Annotated in this window: 14 protein-coding genes; 4 read left to right on the top strand and 10 right to left on the bottom strand. The window is 69.3% G+C overall.

The genetic code is table 11. The features are described 5' to 3' along the window. Nucleotides 1-2 precede the first annotated feature (2 nt). The 10 genes from ACFV3I_RS17985 to ACFV3I_RS17940 form a co-directional block, all read right to left on the bottom strand. Nucleotides 3-854, bottom strand: coding sequence for a PfkB family carbohydrate kinase (locus tag ACFV3I_RS17985; protein ID WP_206253118.1), 852 nt, complete (start codon nucleotides 852-854; stop codon nucleotides 3-5). A gap of 3 nt (nucleotides 855-857) precedes the next feature. Beyond that, nucleotides 858-1,979, bottom strand: coding sequence for a polysaccharide deacetylase family protein (locus ACFV3I_RS17980; RefSeq protein ID WP_378823881.1), 1,122 nt, complete (start codon nucleotides 1,977-1,979; stop codon nucleotides 858-860). Between the two features lie 2 nt (nucleotides 1,980-1,981). Next, a complete protein-coding gene (locus tag ACFV3I_RS17975; protein ID WP_136030362.1) occupies nucleotides 1,982-3,097 on the bottom strand; it encodes an adenosine deaminase in 1,116 nt (371 codons plus the stop codon). A 50-nt stretch (nucleotides 3,098-3,147) separates the two neighbouring features. After that, nucleotides 3,148-4,440 (bottom strand): thymidine phosphorylase, encoded by a 1,293-nt coding sequence (locus ACFV3I_RS17970; protein ID WP_136044444.1) that lies wholly within the window; start codon nucleotides 4,438-4,440, stop codon nucleotides 3,148-3,150. Next, nucleotides 4,437-4,835: a cytidine deaminase gene (locus tag ACFV3I_RS17965; RefSeq protein ID WP_136030366.1), complete on the bottom strand. Its 399-nt coding sequence runs from the start codon at nucleotides 4,833-4,835 to the stop codon at nucleotides 4,437-4,439. Before ACFV3I_RS17965 ends, ACFV3I_RS17970 begins: the two co-directional genes overlap by 4 nt. Nucleotides 4,836-4,860: 25 nt before the next feature. Further along, on the bottom strand, nucleotides 4,861-6,147 hold the full coding sequence (locus tag ACFV3I_RS17960) for an ABC transporter permease (protein WP_136036306.1): 1,287 nt from the start codon (nucleotides 6,145-6,147) through the stop codon (nucleotides 4,861-4,863). Beyond that, nucleotides 6,144-7,463: an ABC transporter permease gene (locus ACFV3I_RS17955; protein ID WP_136030370.1), complete on the bottom strand. Its 1,320-nt coding sequence runs from the start codon at nucleotides 7,461-7,463 to the stop codon at nucleotides 6,144-6,146. The genes ACFV3I_RS17960 and ACFV3I_RS17955 overlap by 4 nt, the downstream gene beginning before the upstream one ends. Continuing rightward, a complete protein-coding gene (locus ACFV3I_RS17950) occupies nucleotides 7,460-8,974 on the bottom strand; it encodes an ABC transporter ATP-binding protein (RefSeq protein WP_136036308.1) in 1,515 nt (504 codons plus the stop codon). The genes ACFV3I_RS17955 and ACFV3I_RS17950 overlap by 4 nt, the downstream gene beginning before the upstream one ends. Nucleotides 8,975-9,080: 106 nt before the next feature. Beyond that, nucleotides 9,081-10,193 (bottom strand): BMP family protein, encoded by a 1,113-nt coding sequence (locus ACFV3I_RS17945; protein ID WP_136030376.1) that lies wholly within the window; start codon nucleotides 10,191-10,193, stop codon nucleotides 9,081-9,083. Between the two features lie 149 nt (nucleotides 10,194-10,342). Further along, a complete protein-coding gene (locus ACFV3I_RS17940) occupies nucleotides 10,343-11,458 on the bottom strand; it encodes a mannose-1-phosphate guanylyltransferase (protein WP_136030378.1) in 1,116 nt (371 codons plus the stop codon). 227 nt (nucleotides 11,459-11,685) lie between these two features. Between ACFV3I_RS17940 and sdhC the strand changes: the two genes are divergently transcribed. From sdhC to ACFV3I_RS17920, 4 genes are read left to right on the top strand one after another with little or no spacing between them, the layout of a single operon-like run. Continuing rightward, nucleotides 11,686-12,120: a succinate dehydrogenase, cytochrome b556 subunit gene (sdhC, locus tag ACFV3I_RS17935; protein ID WP_136030381.1), complete on the top strand. Its 435-nt coding sequence runs from the start codon at nucleotides 11,686-11,688 to the stop codon at nucleotides 12,118-12,120. Continuing rightward, complete coding sequence (locus tag ACFV3I_RS17930) at nucleotides 12,120-12,560, top strand: succinate dehydrogenase hydrophobic membrane anchor subunit (RefSeq protein WP_136030382.1); 441 nt, start codon at nucleotides 12,120-12,122, stop codon at nucleotides 12,558-12,560. Before sdhC ends, ACFV3I_RS17930 begins: the two co-directional genes overlap by 1 nt. Nucleotides 12,561-12,579: 19 nt before the next feature. Beyond that, the gene (sdhA, locus tag ACFV3I_RS17925) at nucleotides 12,580-14,406 is read left to right on the top strand and encodes a succinate dehydrogenase flavoprotein subunit (RefSeq protein ID WP_136030384.1); all 1,827 of its coding nucleotides are present in this window, start codon (nucleotides 12,580-12,582) and stop codon (nucleotides 14,404-14,406) included. Between the two features lie 2 nt (nucleotides 14,407-14,408). Continuing rightward, nucleotides 14,409-15,176: a succinate dehydrogenase iron-sulfur subunit gene (locus ACFV3I_RS17920; protein ID WP_136030386.1), complete on the top strand. Its 768-nt coding sequence runs from the start codon at nucleotides 14,409-14,411 to the stop codon at nucleotides 15,174-15,176. Nucleotides 15,177-15,250: the final 74 nt, after the last annotated feature.

Below are 15,250 nucleotides of genomic sequence, written 5' to 3'. Positions count from 1 at the left end.
TCTCAGCCGAGGACGGGGTCGAGCAGCGGGTGCAGGTGCCGGGTGCCGAGCACGAGCGACGCCGTCCGCGCCCCGGCCTCCAGCGCGGCGGCGAGCCCGGCTCCGCCCAGTCGGGCGTCCAGCACGCCGGCGAGGAACGCGTCGCCTGCGCCGTTGGTGTCGACGACCGTGGTGGGCACCGCGCGCACGCGCACCTCGGTCCCGTCCGCATCGATCGCCACCGCGCCGTCCGCGCCGAGCGTGCACACCGCGAGCTGGGCGCCCGCGTCGACCGTGGCCCGCAGGAACTCCACCGGAGAGTCCAGGCGGTCGGCGTTGCAGAACACGGCATGCGCGGCGGCGAGGAACGGCCGGTGGAACGCGGCCGTGCCGTCGTAGTCGTGCACGTCCACCCAGAGCGGCGTGCCGCTCCGCCGTGCCAGCGGGAGCAGGCGCAACGGTTCAGCGGCCAGGTCGAGCACGACCGCGTCCGCCACCGCCAGCTCTGCCGCCAGGGCCGCATCGTCGCGCCCGTCGCCCGCCTCCGGCGTCGCCAGGTACAGCGACACGCGCTCCCCCGCCCTCGTCATGAGGTTCAGGTGGCGCTCCGTCACGCCGTCCGACCAGTGCACGGGCACTCCGGCCGCGGCCAGGGCTTCGCGCACCCGCCGGCCGTCGTCGTCCGACCCCGCGATCGCGTGCAGCGCCACCGCGCGCCCGAGCCCGGTCAGGCTCAGCGCCTTGCCCGCACTCGTGCCGCCGACCGTCTCCCAGCTGTCCTCGGCGAACTGCATGTGCGGTTCCGGCTCCGGCAGCCGGTCGAGCACGACGATCCTGTTCCAGGCGGCGGGACCGACGATGACGACCGCGGCCACGCGTCAGCCGATCCGCGACACCAGGGCGTCGAGCCCCATGCCGTAGTCGATGCGCACCACGGGAAGCGCGAGCTTGTCCGTACCGATCTGCACGTACCCGGGCTCGATCGTCCGCGCCATCTCGAAGCCGGCCTGCGCCACGCCCTGCTTCGCCGTGTCGTTGTAGTGTCCGAAGGGGTAGGCGATGACCTCGCGGACGCCCAGCACGTCACCCGAGGCGTTGAGGTCGGCGGCGATCTGATCGGCCGTCCAGTTCACCATCCGCCCCTTGCCGTTCTCCCCCGCCTGGTGCATGTCGTTGGTGTGCGAGCGCCGCAGCACGTAGATCGACGGGGGCGGATCGGTCCGGTAGGCCGTGATCATGAACGAGGTCGACAGCAGGCGGTACTTGTCGATCACGGGCACGGCGAGGTCGAACCAGCTCTGGTCGGCGTCGTCGTCCGTGATGATGACCGAGCGCGAGGGCAGGAACAGCCGGCCGTCGATGAACGCGCTGAGCTCGTCCCACGTCGGCAGGTAGAAGCCCGTGGTGGCGATGTGGTTCATTTGCGCGTCGAAGTCGCCGATGTAGGCGTAGTTCCCGCGCAGCCAGCCTGTCTCCCCCTCCGGGTTCGACGTGAACTGGTGATACATGAGGATCGGCACGCGCGTGCCCTCCGCCGCGTTCTCCTCCGGGGTCTTCCATGCTGCGAAAAGCTCGATCCGCTGGTCGTCGCACACCACGGGGTCGGCGCCGTTGACCCGGGTCGCGGGAGCGAACGCCGCCGCGTCGGCCGCCGTGGGGTACCACCCGGCGAAGACCTTCCCCGCCACGGCCGGGATCGGCAGCGCGACGTACAGGCCGTTCTGCCACTGCAGCTGCGGATCCGCCGGGGCGCCCTCGCCGGCGAAGCTCACGGCACACGCCAGCGGGTTGTCGGCGTCGGCCAGCAGTTGCTCGACCGCGGTCAGCGGCGTCGGCGACGGCGACGGCTCGGGGCGCGGCGACTCCGTCCGCGCCGGTGCCGCCTCGGCCGCCCCCCGGTTCAGCAGCAGGTATGCCGCCGCGCCACCCCCGACCAGCAGCACAGCGGCGAGCGAGATGATCAGTGCGACGCGCCCCCGTCGCTTCCCCCCGGAAGCCACGGTCAGGCGTCGAATCCCTCGGCGATCATCTCCACGAGCTCCTCGCGTTCCTCGACGGGGAGGAACGCGGCGGCCGCGGCGTTGAACTGGAAGGTCTCGAGGTCGTCGAGGTCGTAGTCGAACGTCTCCACCAGCAGCGCCAGCTCCCGCGTGAGCGAGGTCGCGCTCATGGTGCGGTTGTCCACGTTCACGGTGACGGCGAAGCCCAGCTGGTAGAGCAGGTCGAACGGGTGGTCGGCCAGCACGTTGCCCCAGGCCGCGACGGCCCCGGTCTGCAGGTTCGACGACGGCGACAGCTCGAGCGGGATCTCGCGGTCGCGCACCCAGCGGGCGAGCTCGCCGAAGCGCACCTGCACCTCGTCGCCCTCCTGCGTGACGACCTCCAGGTCCTCCGCGATGCGCACACCATGGCCCAGCCGCAGCGCGCGCCCGTCGAGCAGCGCCGAACGGATCGATGCGAGTCCGGCGGCCTCTCCCGCGTGAACGGTCACGGGGAAGAAGTTCTCGGCGAGGAAGTCGAACGCGGCGCGGTGGTTCGACGGCGGGAAGCCGTCCTCCGGCCCGGCGATGTCGAAGCCCACGGCACCGCGGCCGCGGAAGTCGACCGCGAGCTCCGCGATCTCCCTGGCGCGGTCGGTGTGCCGCATGGCGGTGATCAGCTGGCCGATGCGGATGCTGCGACCGTTGCGGTCGGCGGCGTCCTCGCCCTCCTCGATGCCCTGCTGCACGGCCTCCACGGCCTGTTCCAGCGTGAGCCCCGCGGCCTGGTGCTGCTCGGGCGCCCAGCGCACCTCTCCGTAGATCACGCCGTCGGCCGCGAGATCCTGCACGAACTCGCGCGCGACCCGGGTGAGTCCCTCGCGCGTCTGCATGACGGCCGTCGTGAGGTCGAACGTCTTCAGGTATTCGACCAGCGAGCCGGAGTCGCTCTGCTTCGCGAACCAGGTGCCCAGCGCGCGCGGGTCGTTCTCCGGCACGTCGAGCCCGATGGCGTCCGCGAGTTCGATGATCGTCGCCGGCCGCACGGCCCCGTCGAGGTGGTCGTGCAACGACACCTTGGGCAGGCTCCGCAGGGAGACGCCGTTCAGGCTGGCATCGCCGTTCGCATCGATCGACATGGGGATCCTCTCGGTCGCGGGACTTCGGTTTCAGGCTACCGTCCGCGGCCTCAGGCCGTGATGCGCTCGCGGACGATCGGCCCGGCCTCCGGGGCCCGGTCGCCGAGCTCCCACGCCCCCTCCAGCGCCTCGATCGCGCGGGGGAACCGTGCCTCGTCGGCCGCGGACAGGGTGAACAGCGGCTGCCCGGCGGTCACGCGGTCGCCCGGCTTGGCGTGCAGGTCGATGCCGGCCTCGTGGATGACCGGATCCTCGGCCCTGGCCCGCCCGGCACCGAGGCGCCACGCGGCGATCCCGAAGGGCAGCGCGTCCATGCGCGTCACGACACCGTCGGACGCGGCGGTCACGACGTGCGTCTCCCTCGCGACCGGGAGCGCGGCGTCGGGGTCGCCGTCCTGCGCGCGGATCATGGCCTTCCAGCTGTCCATCGCGCGGCCGTCGTCGAGAGCGGCCTCCACGTCGGCGTCGGGCTGCCCGGCGAGGGCGAGCATCTCCCTGGCGAGGGCGACGGTCAGTGCCCGCACGTCGGCCGGGCCTCCGCCCGCCAGGATCTCGACGGACTCGCGCACCTCGTTGGCGTTGCCGATCGCGCGGCCCAGCGGCACGTTCATGTCCGTGAGCAGCGCGGTCGTGGCGACGCCGGAGTCGGTGCCCAGTGCGACCATCGTGCGTGCGAGCTCCCGCGCGCGGTCGATGTCCTGCATGAAGGCGCCGGAGCCGAACTTCACGTCGAGCACGAGCGCGTCGGTGCCCTCGGCGATCTTCTTCGACATGATGCTCGACGCGATCAGCGGGATCGCCTCGACCGTCCCCGTCACGTCGCGCAGCGCGTACAGCTTCTTGTCGGCGGGGGCGAGGCCGGAACCCGCGGCGCAGATCACCGCCCCCACGTCGCCCTGCATCTGGGCGAACATCTCCTCGTTGCTGAGCGCGGCGCGCCAGCCGGGGATCGCCTCGAGCTTGTCGAGCGTGCCCCCGGTGTGACCGAGGCCGCGTCCGCTGAGCTGCGGAACGGCCACGCCGAACGAGGCCACCAGCGGTGCGAGCGGCAGGGTGATCTTGTCGCCGACACCACCCGTGGAGTGCTTGTCGACCGTGGGCTTGCCGAGGGTCGCGAAGCTCATCCGCTCGCCCGAGGCGATCATGGCGTCGGTCAGCACGCGGATCTCGTCGCGCTCCATGCCCCGCTGGAACACCGCCATCGCGAAGGAGGCCATCTGCGCGTCGGAGACATAGCCGCGCGTGTACGCGTCGACCATCCAGCGCAGCGCCGGCTCCGGCACCGCCCCGCCGTCGCGCTTGGCGCGGATCACATCCACGGCGTCGAACGGCTCAACGGTCATCGTGCGTCCTCCAGGTCGCGCGGCCCGAACGCATCGGGCAGCACCTCGTCGATGGTGCGGATGCCGGAGACGGTCTCCAGCAGCATGCCGGGCACGGCGTGTTCGTACAGCAGCTGGCGGCACCGGCCGCACGGCATGATCGTGTCGCCGTCGTTGTTGACGCACACGAACGCCACGAGCTGCCCACCGCCCGACATGTGCAGGTCGCCGACGAGTGCGCACTCCGCACACAGCGTGACGCCGTACGAGGCGTTCTCCACGTTGCAGCCCGCGACGATGCGTCCGTCGCTGACGAGGGCGGCCGCTCCCACGCGGTAGCGCGAGTACGGCGCGTACGCCTTCGTCATCGCGTCGGCGGCGACCTGGCGCAGCTCGTCCCAGTCGATGTCGGTCATGACGGTCGTTCCTTCTTCCTGCGTCCTACGACTTGATGTACGGCTTGCCGTCGGCGGCAGGTGCCTTGATCTGCCCGGCGAACCCGGCGACCGCGAGCAGCGTCACCACGTACGGCAGCATCAGCATGAACTCGCCGGGGATCGGCGTCTTCAGGATCGACAGCAGGTTCTGCAGGTTCGTCGCGAAGCCGAACAGCAGTGCCGCCAGCGTCGCCCTGATCGGGTCCCAGCGGCCGAAGATCACCGCGGCGAGGGCGATGAAGCCGAGTCCCGCCGTCATGTCCTTGCCGAACTGCGGCACCGAGACGAGCGTGAAGTACGCACCGCCCATGCCCGCGATCGCACCGGCCAGCAGCACGTTCCAGAACCGCGTCGGGTTGACCTTGATGCCCACCGTGTCGGCGGCCTGCGGGTGCTCACCGACGGCGCGGAGCCGCAGCCCCCAGCGGGTGCGGTACAGCCCCCACGCGACGACGGCGACCGTGAGGAACATCAGGTAGCCGATGAACGTCTGGTTGAACAGCACGGGACCGATGATCGGGATGTCGCTGAGCAGCGGGATCTCGATCCGCGTGAACCGCACCGGCGTGTTCAGCTCGGCCTCGTTGGGTGCCAGGAGCGCGCCGTACAGGAACCCGGTGAGACCGGTGACGAGCACGTTCAGCACGACACCGACGATGACCTGCTCGACGAGGTACTTGATCGCGAACGCGGCGAGGACGCTGGCGACCAGCACGCCGCCGACCATCGCGCCGATCAGACCCACGAACGGGTTGCCGGTGATGCTCGACAGCAGGGCGGCCGAGAACGCGCCGAGCAGCAGCTGCCCCTCGATGGCGACGTTGACCACACCGGCGCGCTCGCCGATCACGCCGCCGAGGGCACCGAACACCAGCGGGACCGACAGCGACACCGCGCCGAACAGCAGGCTCGTGACGGGGACGAGGCCGCCCGCGGACGCCCACACCAGGAACCCGAACACCGCGAACACACCGTAGGCAGCGACCAGCCAGAGCGAGGTCGGACGATACACCCATGCCCGCAGGAACGAGGCGACCGTGATCACGACCAGCACGGCGAACACGAACCAGAAGGTCGACGAGGTGGGCAGGGCCACGTCGGGCAGTGCGAACGCCGACGACTGGTCGGAGAGCCGGAAGGTGCTGGTGCCGCTACGGGGTACCGCGAGGAACAGCAGCGCGAGCAGCACGGTCAGCACGGCGAGCACGATGGGCGCCTTGAGGTGGCGCTCCTTCACGGTCGCGAGCTGGACGGTGCCGTCTGCGGCCTCGGTCTGTGCGAGCGACATCATGCCGTCACCGCCTTCTTCGCGGCCTTGGCTCTCGCCTTGGCGGCCTTCTCCGCGTCGGACTTGGGCAGGAAGAACACGGTGCGCAGCAGCGGCGGCGCGGCGATGAACAGCACCACGAGCGACTGCACGACCAGCACGATGTCGACCGGGATGTCCTGCGCCTGCATCGAGAACGATCCGGCCTTGAGCGCGCCGAACAGGATGCCGGCGGCGAACGTGCCCCACGCGCGGCTGCGGCCGAGGAGGGCGACGGTGATCGCGTCGAAGCCGATGCCCGCGTCGATGGTCTCGGTGACGCCGGTGGTCACGGCGCCCTGCAGCTGGTTCATGCCCGCGAGTCCGGCGAGGCCTCCCGCGAAGAGCATCGCGTAGACGTAGATGCGCTGCACGCTGATGCCGGCGGCGCGGGCGGCGTGCGGGTTCTCGCCCACGGCGCGCATGCGCAGGCCGAGGGAGGAGCGCTCGAGGAGCCACCAGACGAACAGCGTCGCGATGATCACGATCACGAAGCCCACGTCCAGCAGCGGGAACTGCGGGCCGAGCAGCGTCGGGAACTGCGCCGACTCGGGTGTCGGCGAGCCGAGCGCCTGGTTCGTGCCCGGCTTCTGCAGCAGGCCGGGCGTCCGGATCATCCACAGCAGCAGGTAGTACGCGATGTAGTTGAGCATGATCGTGAGGATCACCTCGTGCGCACCCGTGCGGGCCTTGATGAGACCGGCGATCGCACCCCACAGCGCCCCGCCCGCGATGCCGGCGAGGAGCGTGACGGGCAGGTGCAGCCACAGCGGCAGGTCGAGGGAGAAGGTCAGCAGCGCCGCGACCGCGACACCGATGAGCATCTGGCCGCGCGCACCGATGTTGAACAGACCGACGCGAAACGCGAGCGCCACGCCGAGACCGGCCGCGATGAGCGGCGCGGCGAAACCGAGCGTGTTCGTCAGCGGACGGATCTGCGCGGCGAAGTCGGCTCCGCGGGCGTTGAAGATCGCGCCGCGGAAGAGCGCCTCGTAGCCGTTGTAGACGGCGTTCCAGGCCGCCGCCAACGTGTCGGTCGGACGGGCGAAGAAGTACCCGGACGCCTCCTGCACGTCTTCGTTCGTGAAGGCGATGAGGATGCCGCCCACGATGAGCGCGAGCACGATCGCCAGGATCGTGGTGACGGCGCTCCCCCGCAGGATCTCCTTCAGGACGACGTTCGCGCGGGGAGGCGGCGGGACGTCGGAGGGGTCGCGCGGCACGGTGCCGGTGCTCGTGGCGAGCTGTTCGGGTGGGAGCCCCTTGGTCGCGTCCCCTGCGCCTGGTGTCGCTCCGCTCACGCGGCCACCTCTCCTTCGGCCGCACCGGCCATCATGAGTCCGAGTGTCTCCCGGGGCGTGTCACCCGGGACGATGCCGACGATCGTGCCGCGGTACATGACCGCGATCCGGTCCGCGAGAGCTGCGACCTCGTCCAGCTCCGTGGAGACCACGACGACGGGGATCCCGGCGTCGCGCGTCTCGATGATCCGCTTGTGGATGAACTCGATCGAGCCGACGTCGACGCCGCGAGTGGGCTGCGCCGCCACGAGCAGGCGCAGGTCGCGGCTCATCTCCCGGGCGATGACCACCTTCTGCTGGTTTCCACCCGACAGCGTGCCCGCCGGGGTGTGGGGCCCCTGCGCGCGGATGTCGTACTCCTTGATGCGCTCGCGCGCGAACTCCTCGAGCACGGCGCGCTTGAGGGTGCCGGCGCGGCTGAACGCCGGGTCGTCCGAGCGGTCGAGCACCAGGTTCTCGGCGACCGAGAACCCGCCGACCAGGCCGTCCTCCGTGCGGTCCTCCGGGACGAACCCGACTCCCGCGTCGAGGATGGCGCGCACGCTCTTGCCGACCAGCTCCTTGCCGTCGAGCACGATGCTGCCCTCGACGCGCGCCGCGAGACCGACGATGGCCTCCACGAGCTCGGTCTGGCCGTTGCCCTGCACGCCGGCGATCGCGAGCACCTCGCCCGGTCGCACGGTGAAGTCGACGCCGTCCACGACGATCGCGCCGCCCGGGGTGAGCACCCGCAGTCCGGACACCGCCAGGCCGCCCTCGCCCAGTCGCGGCGCCTCCTTGTGCACCGTCAGCTCGACCGCGCGGCCGACCATGAGCGAGGCGAGCTCCGCGTTCGACGCAGTCGGCGACGCCTCCCCCACGATCCGGCCGAGACGGACGATCGTGATGGTGTCGGCGACCTCCCGCACCTCGCGGAGCTTGTGGGTGATGAACACGATCGCGGTGCCCTCGTCGCGCAGCTGCCGCATGATGCCCATGAGCTCATCGGTCTCCTGGGGGGTCAGCACCGCGGTGGGCTCGTCGAACACGAGCACCTTCGCGTCGCGCGAGAGCGCCTTGATGATCTCGACCCGCTGCTGCACGCCGACGGGCAGGTCGCCCACGATCGCGTCGGGGTCGATGTCGAAGCCGAAGCGCGCGGCGACCTCCCGCACGTGCTGGCGGGCCTTCGCGATGTCGAGGGTGCCGAGCGCCTTGGTCTGCTCGTGGCCGAGCATCACGTTCTCGGCGACCGTGAACACCGGTACGAGCATGAAGTGCTGGTGCACCATGCCGATCCCCGCAGCCATCGCGTCACCCGGGCCGCGGAAGTGCTGCACCTCGTCGTCGAGGAGGATCTCTCCCTCATCGGCCTGGTACAGGCCGTAGAGGACGTTCATGAGGGTGGACTTTCCCGCGCCGTTCTCCCCGAGGAGGGCATGGATCTGCCCCGGTTCGACCACCAGATCGATGTGGTCGTTGGCCACGAGGCTGCCGAATCGCTTGGTGATGCCGCGAAGTTCGAGCTTCATATCTGCACCTTATCCAGAAGTGTCATTCAGGAGAATCGTCGTCCGTCCACGGCACGGGGCGAGTGGCAGCCTGCTCACCACTCGCCCCGTGTCGGACCGTTTCAGATCACGGCGAGTTCTTCGACTCCACCGTGATGTCGCCGGAGATGATCTGCTCCTGCAGCGTCTTCAGCTCGTCCATCAGGCCCTCGGGCAGCTGGGACTCGAAGTCGCCGAAGCCGGACAGCTTGACGCCCTCGTTCTCGAGCGTCCCGACGTAGGGTTCCGGGTCGAAGTCGCCCTTGGCGGCCGCGATCGTCGCGTCGTGCACAGCCACGTCGATGGCCTTCATGATCGACACGAGCGTCATGCCCGCAACACTCGGGTCGGCAACCGCGAGGTCGCTGTCCACGCCGAGCATCAGGGTGTCCTTGCCGCTGTCGGTGATGGCCGCCGCGGCGCTCTGGTAGACGGGGCCACCGACCGGGAGGATCACGTCGACGCCCTGGTCGAGCACGCCCTGAGCGGTCTGCTTGGCGGTGTCGTTCGCGTCGAAGCCACCCGTGAAGGAGCCCTCCTGCGTCGCCGCATCCCATCCGAAGACCTGGACCGAAGCCGACTTGTCCTCGTTGTACTTCTCGACACCGAGCTGGTAGCCGTCCATGAACACGGCGACCGACGGGATCTGCATGCCGCCGAAGGTGCCGACCTTGTTCACACCGCTCTGCGCCGACCACGCCGCGGCCGCGTAGCCGCCGAGGTAGGCGGCCTGAGCCGTGTCGAACACGAGGGGCTTGATGTTGGGCGCGTCGACCTCGCCGTCGAAGTCGTTGTCGGCCCAGTCATCGATGATCGCGTAGTCGATCTCGGGGTTCGCGAGCGCCGACTCGACCGTGGCGGCCGACAGCTTGAAGCCAACCGAGACGATGAGCGAGCAGCCCTCGGACACCGCGGTCTCGAGGTTCGGCGCGTAGTCGTTGTCGTTCGCCGACTCGAACTCGAGCGGCTTGATGTCGAGCTCCTCGGCGGCGCTGTCCATGCCCTCCTTGGCCGACTGGTTGAACGACTTGTCGTTCCAGCCGCCCGCGTCGGAGATCAGGCAGGGCAGGAAGTCGGAGTCGGCCGGCTTGTCCGATCCCCCGGCCTCGTCGGTCGGTGCCTGGCCGCAACCGGCGAGCGCGAAGATGACGCCCGCGGCGACGGTCGCGCCGAGAAGCTTCTTGGTGGTGGAGATGGTCAACTCATGCCTCCCTCAACGGAACCGCGACCATCGCGGATCGATCAAAGTTACCTAGTGTTTCAGCCTTCGTGCACGCACGTCGCCCCTGGCGCTGGCGAAAGGTTACAAAGCTGAAATCAACCCACCCGATGAGCACCGATCACTGCTCATCAGAGCACGTCGCCCTGTCCGTTCAGCTTCAGCGACTCCACGACGCCCTTCACGCGCTGCGCGTTCTCCACCGTCGTGACGAGAAGCGCGTCGGGGGTGTCGACCACGACGATGTCCTTGACGCCGACGAGGCTGATGACGCGGGAGGTCTGGCTGACGAGGATGCCGCTGGCGGCATCCGTGAGCACCCGCGCCCGCGGCCCGAGAACGGCGAGGTCGTTCTTCCTGCCGTTGGTGATGAGCTTGGTGAGCGACGCGAAGTCGCCGACATCGTCCCAGTCGAAGTGCCCGGGGACGACGGCGAGGCGACCACGACGCGCGGCGGGCTCGGCGACCGCATAGTCGATCGCCGTCTTCTTGAGGCGCGGCCAGATGCGGTCGACGACCGGGCCCCGTCGCTCGCGATCGTCCCACGCCTCGGCCAGTTCGAGCAGCCCGGCGTGCAGCTCCGGCTCGTTCGCGGCGAGCTCGTCGAGCAGGACGCTCGCCTTGGCGATGAACATGCCCGCGTTCCACAGGTAGCCCCGGTCGGCGAGGTACGCCTTGGCCGTCTCCAGGTCGGGCTTCTCCACGAAGCTCTCGACGAGCGCGGCCTCACGGGCACGCTCGACGACGAGCTCGGAGCCCTTCTTGATGTATCCGAAGCCGACCGCGGGCTCCGTGGGGGCGATGCCGATCGTGCAGATGTACCCCTCGCGAGCGACCTCGACCGCGTCTCGCACCGCGAACTCGAACACGCGCGTGCCGCGGATGACGTGATCGGCGCTGAACGAGCCGATGATCACATCGGGGTCGCGCCGGTGCAGCACGGCGGCGGCCAGTCCGATCGCCGCGGCGGACTCGCGCGGCTCCGACTCCAGGAACACGTTCAGATCGGCGATGCCGGGCAGCTCGGCCTCCACCGCCGCCCGGTGCGCCCGTCCCGTGACCACCGCGATCCGATCGGGTCCGGCGAGAGGCTCGAGGCGGTCCCACGTGTCGCGCAGCAGCGAGTGGCCGGAGCCGGTCAGGTCGTGCAGGAACTTCGGCGCATCCGCCCGGGAGAGCGGCCACAGCCTGCTGCCGATGCCTCCGGCCGGGATCACCGCGTAGAAGTCCTCGATGGGTTCGCTCACCCGGCCAGCGTACCCAGCCGGCCCGCTCGGTCCCCGTGAGCCGCTCCGCGGCGACGCGGTCCCGACCGGATCCGGGCGGCGCACGCTGGTTAGGGTCCCCTTCGTCGCCCACGGCCTTCTCACAGGAATAGGATGGAGGGCGATCGGGCGTGCCTGCCCCTCCCCAGCACTTCGAGGGGTCGAGACGGCGCACGCGACCGAGTCCCATCGATCCAGGGAGGACGACCGTGTCCACAAGCGCTCGCTTGACACCGTCGATTTCGGAAACCACGTCCAAGACCCCCCGCGGCACCCTCTACCGGGGTCGCGAAGGCATGTGGTCGTGGGTGCTTCACCGCATCACCGGAGTCGCCATCTTCTTCTTCCTGTTGGTGCACGTGCTCGACACGGCGCTCATCAGGGTGTCGCCGGAGGCGTACGACGCGGTCATCGGCACGTACAAGAACCCGGTCATGGCGCTCGGCGAGGTCGTGCTCGTGGCCGGCATCGTGTTCCACGCCATGAACGGTCTGCGCATCATCGCCGTGGACTTCTGGTCGAAGGGCGCCAAGTACCAGCGCCAGCTCTTCTGGGGCGTTCTGCTCGTCTGGGGCATCATCATGGCCGGCTTCGTGCCCCGCCACCTGATGCTCGCATTCGCCGGCTTCGGAGGAGGACACTGATGAGCGCTCAGACCGCCGTCGCCCCCGCCCGCCGTCAGCGCGGGGTGAACCTGGAGAAGTGGGGCTGGGTCTTCATGCGCGTGTCGGGCGTCGTGCTCGTCGTGCTGATCTTCGGCCACCTCTTCGTCAACCTCATGCTCGGCGAGGGCATCCACGCCCTCGACTTCGCGTTCATCGCCGGCAAGTTCGCCACGCCGTTCTGGCAGTGGTGGGACGTGCTGATGCTGTGGCTCGCGCTCATCCACGGCGCCAACGGCATGCGCACGATCGTGAACGACTACGTGACCAACGCCACCGCCCGCAAGGCACTCGTGTGGGCACTCGGGCTGGCCGCCGGCCTGCTCATCATCCTCGGCACGCTGGTCGTCTTCACGTTCGACCCCTGCCTGGGTGTGACCGAGTCCAGCACGCTGTGGGAGACCTGCCAGGCGCAGGGCTAGAAGAAGAGGCATACGAGAAGTGACTACCCAGACCCAGGATTCCGTCGTCCGTGACGGCGTGCACTACCACCAGTTCGACATCGTCATCGTGGGCGCCGGCGGCGCCGGGATGCGGGCGGCCATCGAGGCGGGCCCCGGCGCGAAGACGGCCGTGATCTCGAAGCTGTACCCGACGCGCTCGCACACCGGTGCCGCGCAGGGCGGCATGGCGGCGGCGCTCGCGAACGTCGAGGAGGACTCCTGGGAGTGGCACACCTTCGACACGGTCAAGGGCGGCGACTACCTCGTCGACCAGGACGCGGCGGAGATCCTCGCGAAGGAAGCCATCGACGCGGTCATCGACCTCGAGAACATGGGCCTTCCCTTCAACCGCACGCCCGAGGGCAAGATCGACCAGCGTCGCTTCGGCGGTCACACGGCCGAGCACGGCAAGACCCCGGTCCGCCGCGCCTGCTACGCCGCCGACCGCACCGGTCACATGATCCTGCAGACGCTGTTCCAGAACTGCGTCAAGCTCGGCATCAACTTCTTCAACGAGTTCTATGTGCTCGACCTCATCACCGTGAAGGACGAGGCGGGCAAGACCCAGATCGCCGGCGTCGTCGCCTACGACCTCGCCACGGGTGAGCTGCACGTCTTCCAGTCCAAGGCCGTCATCTTCGCGACCGGCGGCTTCGGGAAGATCTTCAAGACCACGTCGAACGCGCACACTCTCACGGGCGACGGCGTCGGCATCGTCTGGCGCAAGGGTCTCCCGCTGGAGGACCTCGAGTTCTTCCAGTTCCACCCGACCGGACTCGCCGGACTCGGCATCCTCCTCACCGAGGGCGCGCGCGGTGAGGGCGCGATCCTCCGCAACGCCTCAGGCGAACGGTTCATGGAGCGCTACGCCCCCACCATCAAGGACCTCGCGCCGCGTGACATCGTCGCGCGCTGCATGGTGCAGGAGGTCGCGGAGGGCCGCGGCGCCGGACCGCACAAGGACTACGTGCTGCTCGACTGCACGCACCTGGGTGCCGAGGTGCTCGAGACCAAGCTCCCCGACATCACCGAGTTCGCGCGCACGTACCTGGGCGTCGACCCGGTCGTGGAGCCCGTCCCCGTGATGCCGACCGCGCACTACGCCATGGGCGGCATCCCCACCAACAACAACGGCGAGGTGCTGGCCGACAACGACACCGTGGTGCCCGGCCTGTACGCCGCCGGCGAGTGCGCGTGCGTCTCGGTGCACGGCGCCAACCGCCTTGGCACCAACTCGCTGCTCGACATCAACGTCTTCGGCAAGCGAAGCGGCCGCAACGCCGTGGAGTACGTCAAGACCGCCGAGTTCGTTCCACTCCCCGAGAACCCCGCCGCGTTCGTCTCCGGCATGCTCGAGGACCTGCGCAACAACCAGGGCACCGAGCGCATCGCCGTGCTGCGCAAAACGCTGCAGGACGAGATGGACAAGGGCGCGCAGGTGTTCCGCACGCACGAGTCGCTGCAGCACGTGCTGGGCGTGATCGCCGAGCTGCGCGAGCGCTACAAGAACGTGCACGTCGACGACAAGGGCCACCGGTTCAACACCGACCTGCTCGAGGCCGTGGAGCTGGGCTTCCTGCTCGACATCGCCGAGGTCGTCGTCTACGCGGCGCAGAACCGCGAGGAGAGCCGCGGCGGTCACATGCGCGACGACTTCCCGAAGCGCGACGACGAGAACTACATGAAGCACACCATGGCCTACCTGACGGGCGACCCGCACTCGTCGGACCCCAGCGACCACATCAAGCTCGACTGGAAGCCCGTCGTGTTCACCAAGAACGACAAGGGCGAGTTGAACTACCCGCCGATGGAGAGGAAGTACTGACCATGTCGAACGCCATCGCCGAAGCCCCCGCGGAGACGACCGAAGACACCGGCATCCAGTCCTTCATCGTCACGTTCAACATCCGCCGGTTCGACCCCGAGGTCGACGCCGAGCCGCACTGGGTCGACTACGACGTGGAGCTCTACTCCACCGACCGCGTGCTCGACGCCCTGCACAAGATCAAGTGGGAGGTCGACGGTTCGCTCACGTTCCGCCGCTCCTGCGCCCACGGGATCTGCGGCTCCGACGCCATGCGCATCAACGGACGGAACCGCCTCGCCTGCAAGACGCTGATCAAGGACCTCGACATCTCGAAGCCCATCTACGTCGAGGCCATCAAGGGCCTGCCGCTGGAGAAGGACCTCGTCGTCGACATGGAGCCGTTCTTCGCGTCGTACCGCGAGGTGCAGCCGTTCCTCGTCGCGAACTCCGTGCCGGAGAAGGGCAAGGAGCGCCTGCAGACCATCGCCGACCGCGAGGTCTTCGACGACACCACCAAGTGCATCCTGTGCGCCGCGTGCACCTCCTCGTGCCCCGTGTTCTGGACCGACGGTCAGTACTTCGGCCCGGCGGCCATCGTCAACGCGCACCGCTTCATCTTCGACTCGCGCGACGACAACGCCGCCGTGCGCCTCGACATCCTCAACGACAAGGAGGGTGTGTGGCGGTGCCGCACGACCTTCAACTGCTCCGAGGCGTGCCCCCGCGGCATCGAGGTCACGAAGGCGATCGCAGAGGTCAAGCAGGCGGTCCTTCGCGGACGCCCCTGAGGCATCTCCTCCCCCGCGCGAAGGGCGGCTCCGACTGCAGAGCCACCCTTCGCCCCTCTCAGAAGCGTCCCATC

Origin of the sequence: Microbacterium sp. NPDC059771 (assembly GCF_042732495.1) — a bacterium.
Classification (GTDB): domain Bacteria; phylum Actinomycetota; class Actinomycetes; order Actinomycetales; family Microbacteriaceae; genus Microbacterium; species Microbacterium sufflavum.
The sequence above is the reverse complement of the archived record's forward strand: the minus strand, read 5'-3'. Positions and strand labels throughout refer to the sequence as shown.

Excerpts from the sequence above, each read along its gene's own strand:
- ACFV3I_RS17920 (WP_136030386.1), top strand. The coding sequence starts at position 14,409 with ATGTCGAACGCCATCGCCGAAGCCCCCGCGGAGACGACCGAAGACACC.
- ACFV3I_RS17930 (WP_136030382.1), top strand. The coding sequence starts at position 12,120 with ATGAGCGCTCAGACCGCCGTCGCCCCCGCCCGCCGTCAGCGCGGGGTG.
- ACFV3I_RS17950 (WP_136036308.1), bottom strand. The coding sequence starts at position 8,974 with ATGAAGCTCGAACTTCGCGGCATCACCAAGCGATTCGGCAGCCTCGTG.
- ACFV3I_RS17975 (WP_136030362.1), bottom strand. The coding sequence starts at position 3,097 with ATGTCGATCGATGCGAACGGCGATGCCAGCCTGAACGGCGTCTCCCTG.
- ACFV3I_RS17970 (WP_136044444.1), bottom strand. The coding sequence starts at position 4,440 with ATGACCGTTGAGCCGTTCGACGCCGTGGATGTGATCCGCGCCAAGCGC.
- ACFV3I_RS17965 (WP_136030366.1), bottom strand. The coding sequence starts at position 4,835 with ATGACCGACATCGACTGGGACGAGCTGCGCCAGGTCGCCGCCGACGCG.
- ACFV3I_RS17960 (WP_136036306.1), bottom strand. The coding sequence starts at position 6,147 with ATGATGTCGCTCGCACAGACCGAGGCCGCAGACGGCACCGTCCAGCTC.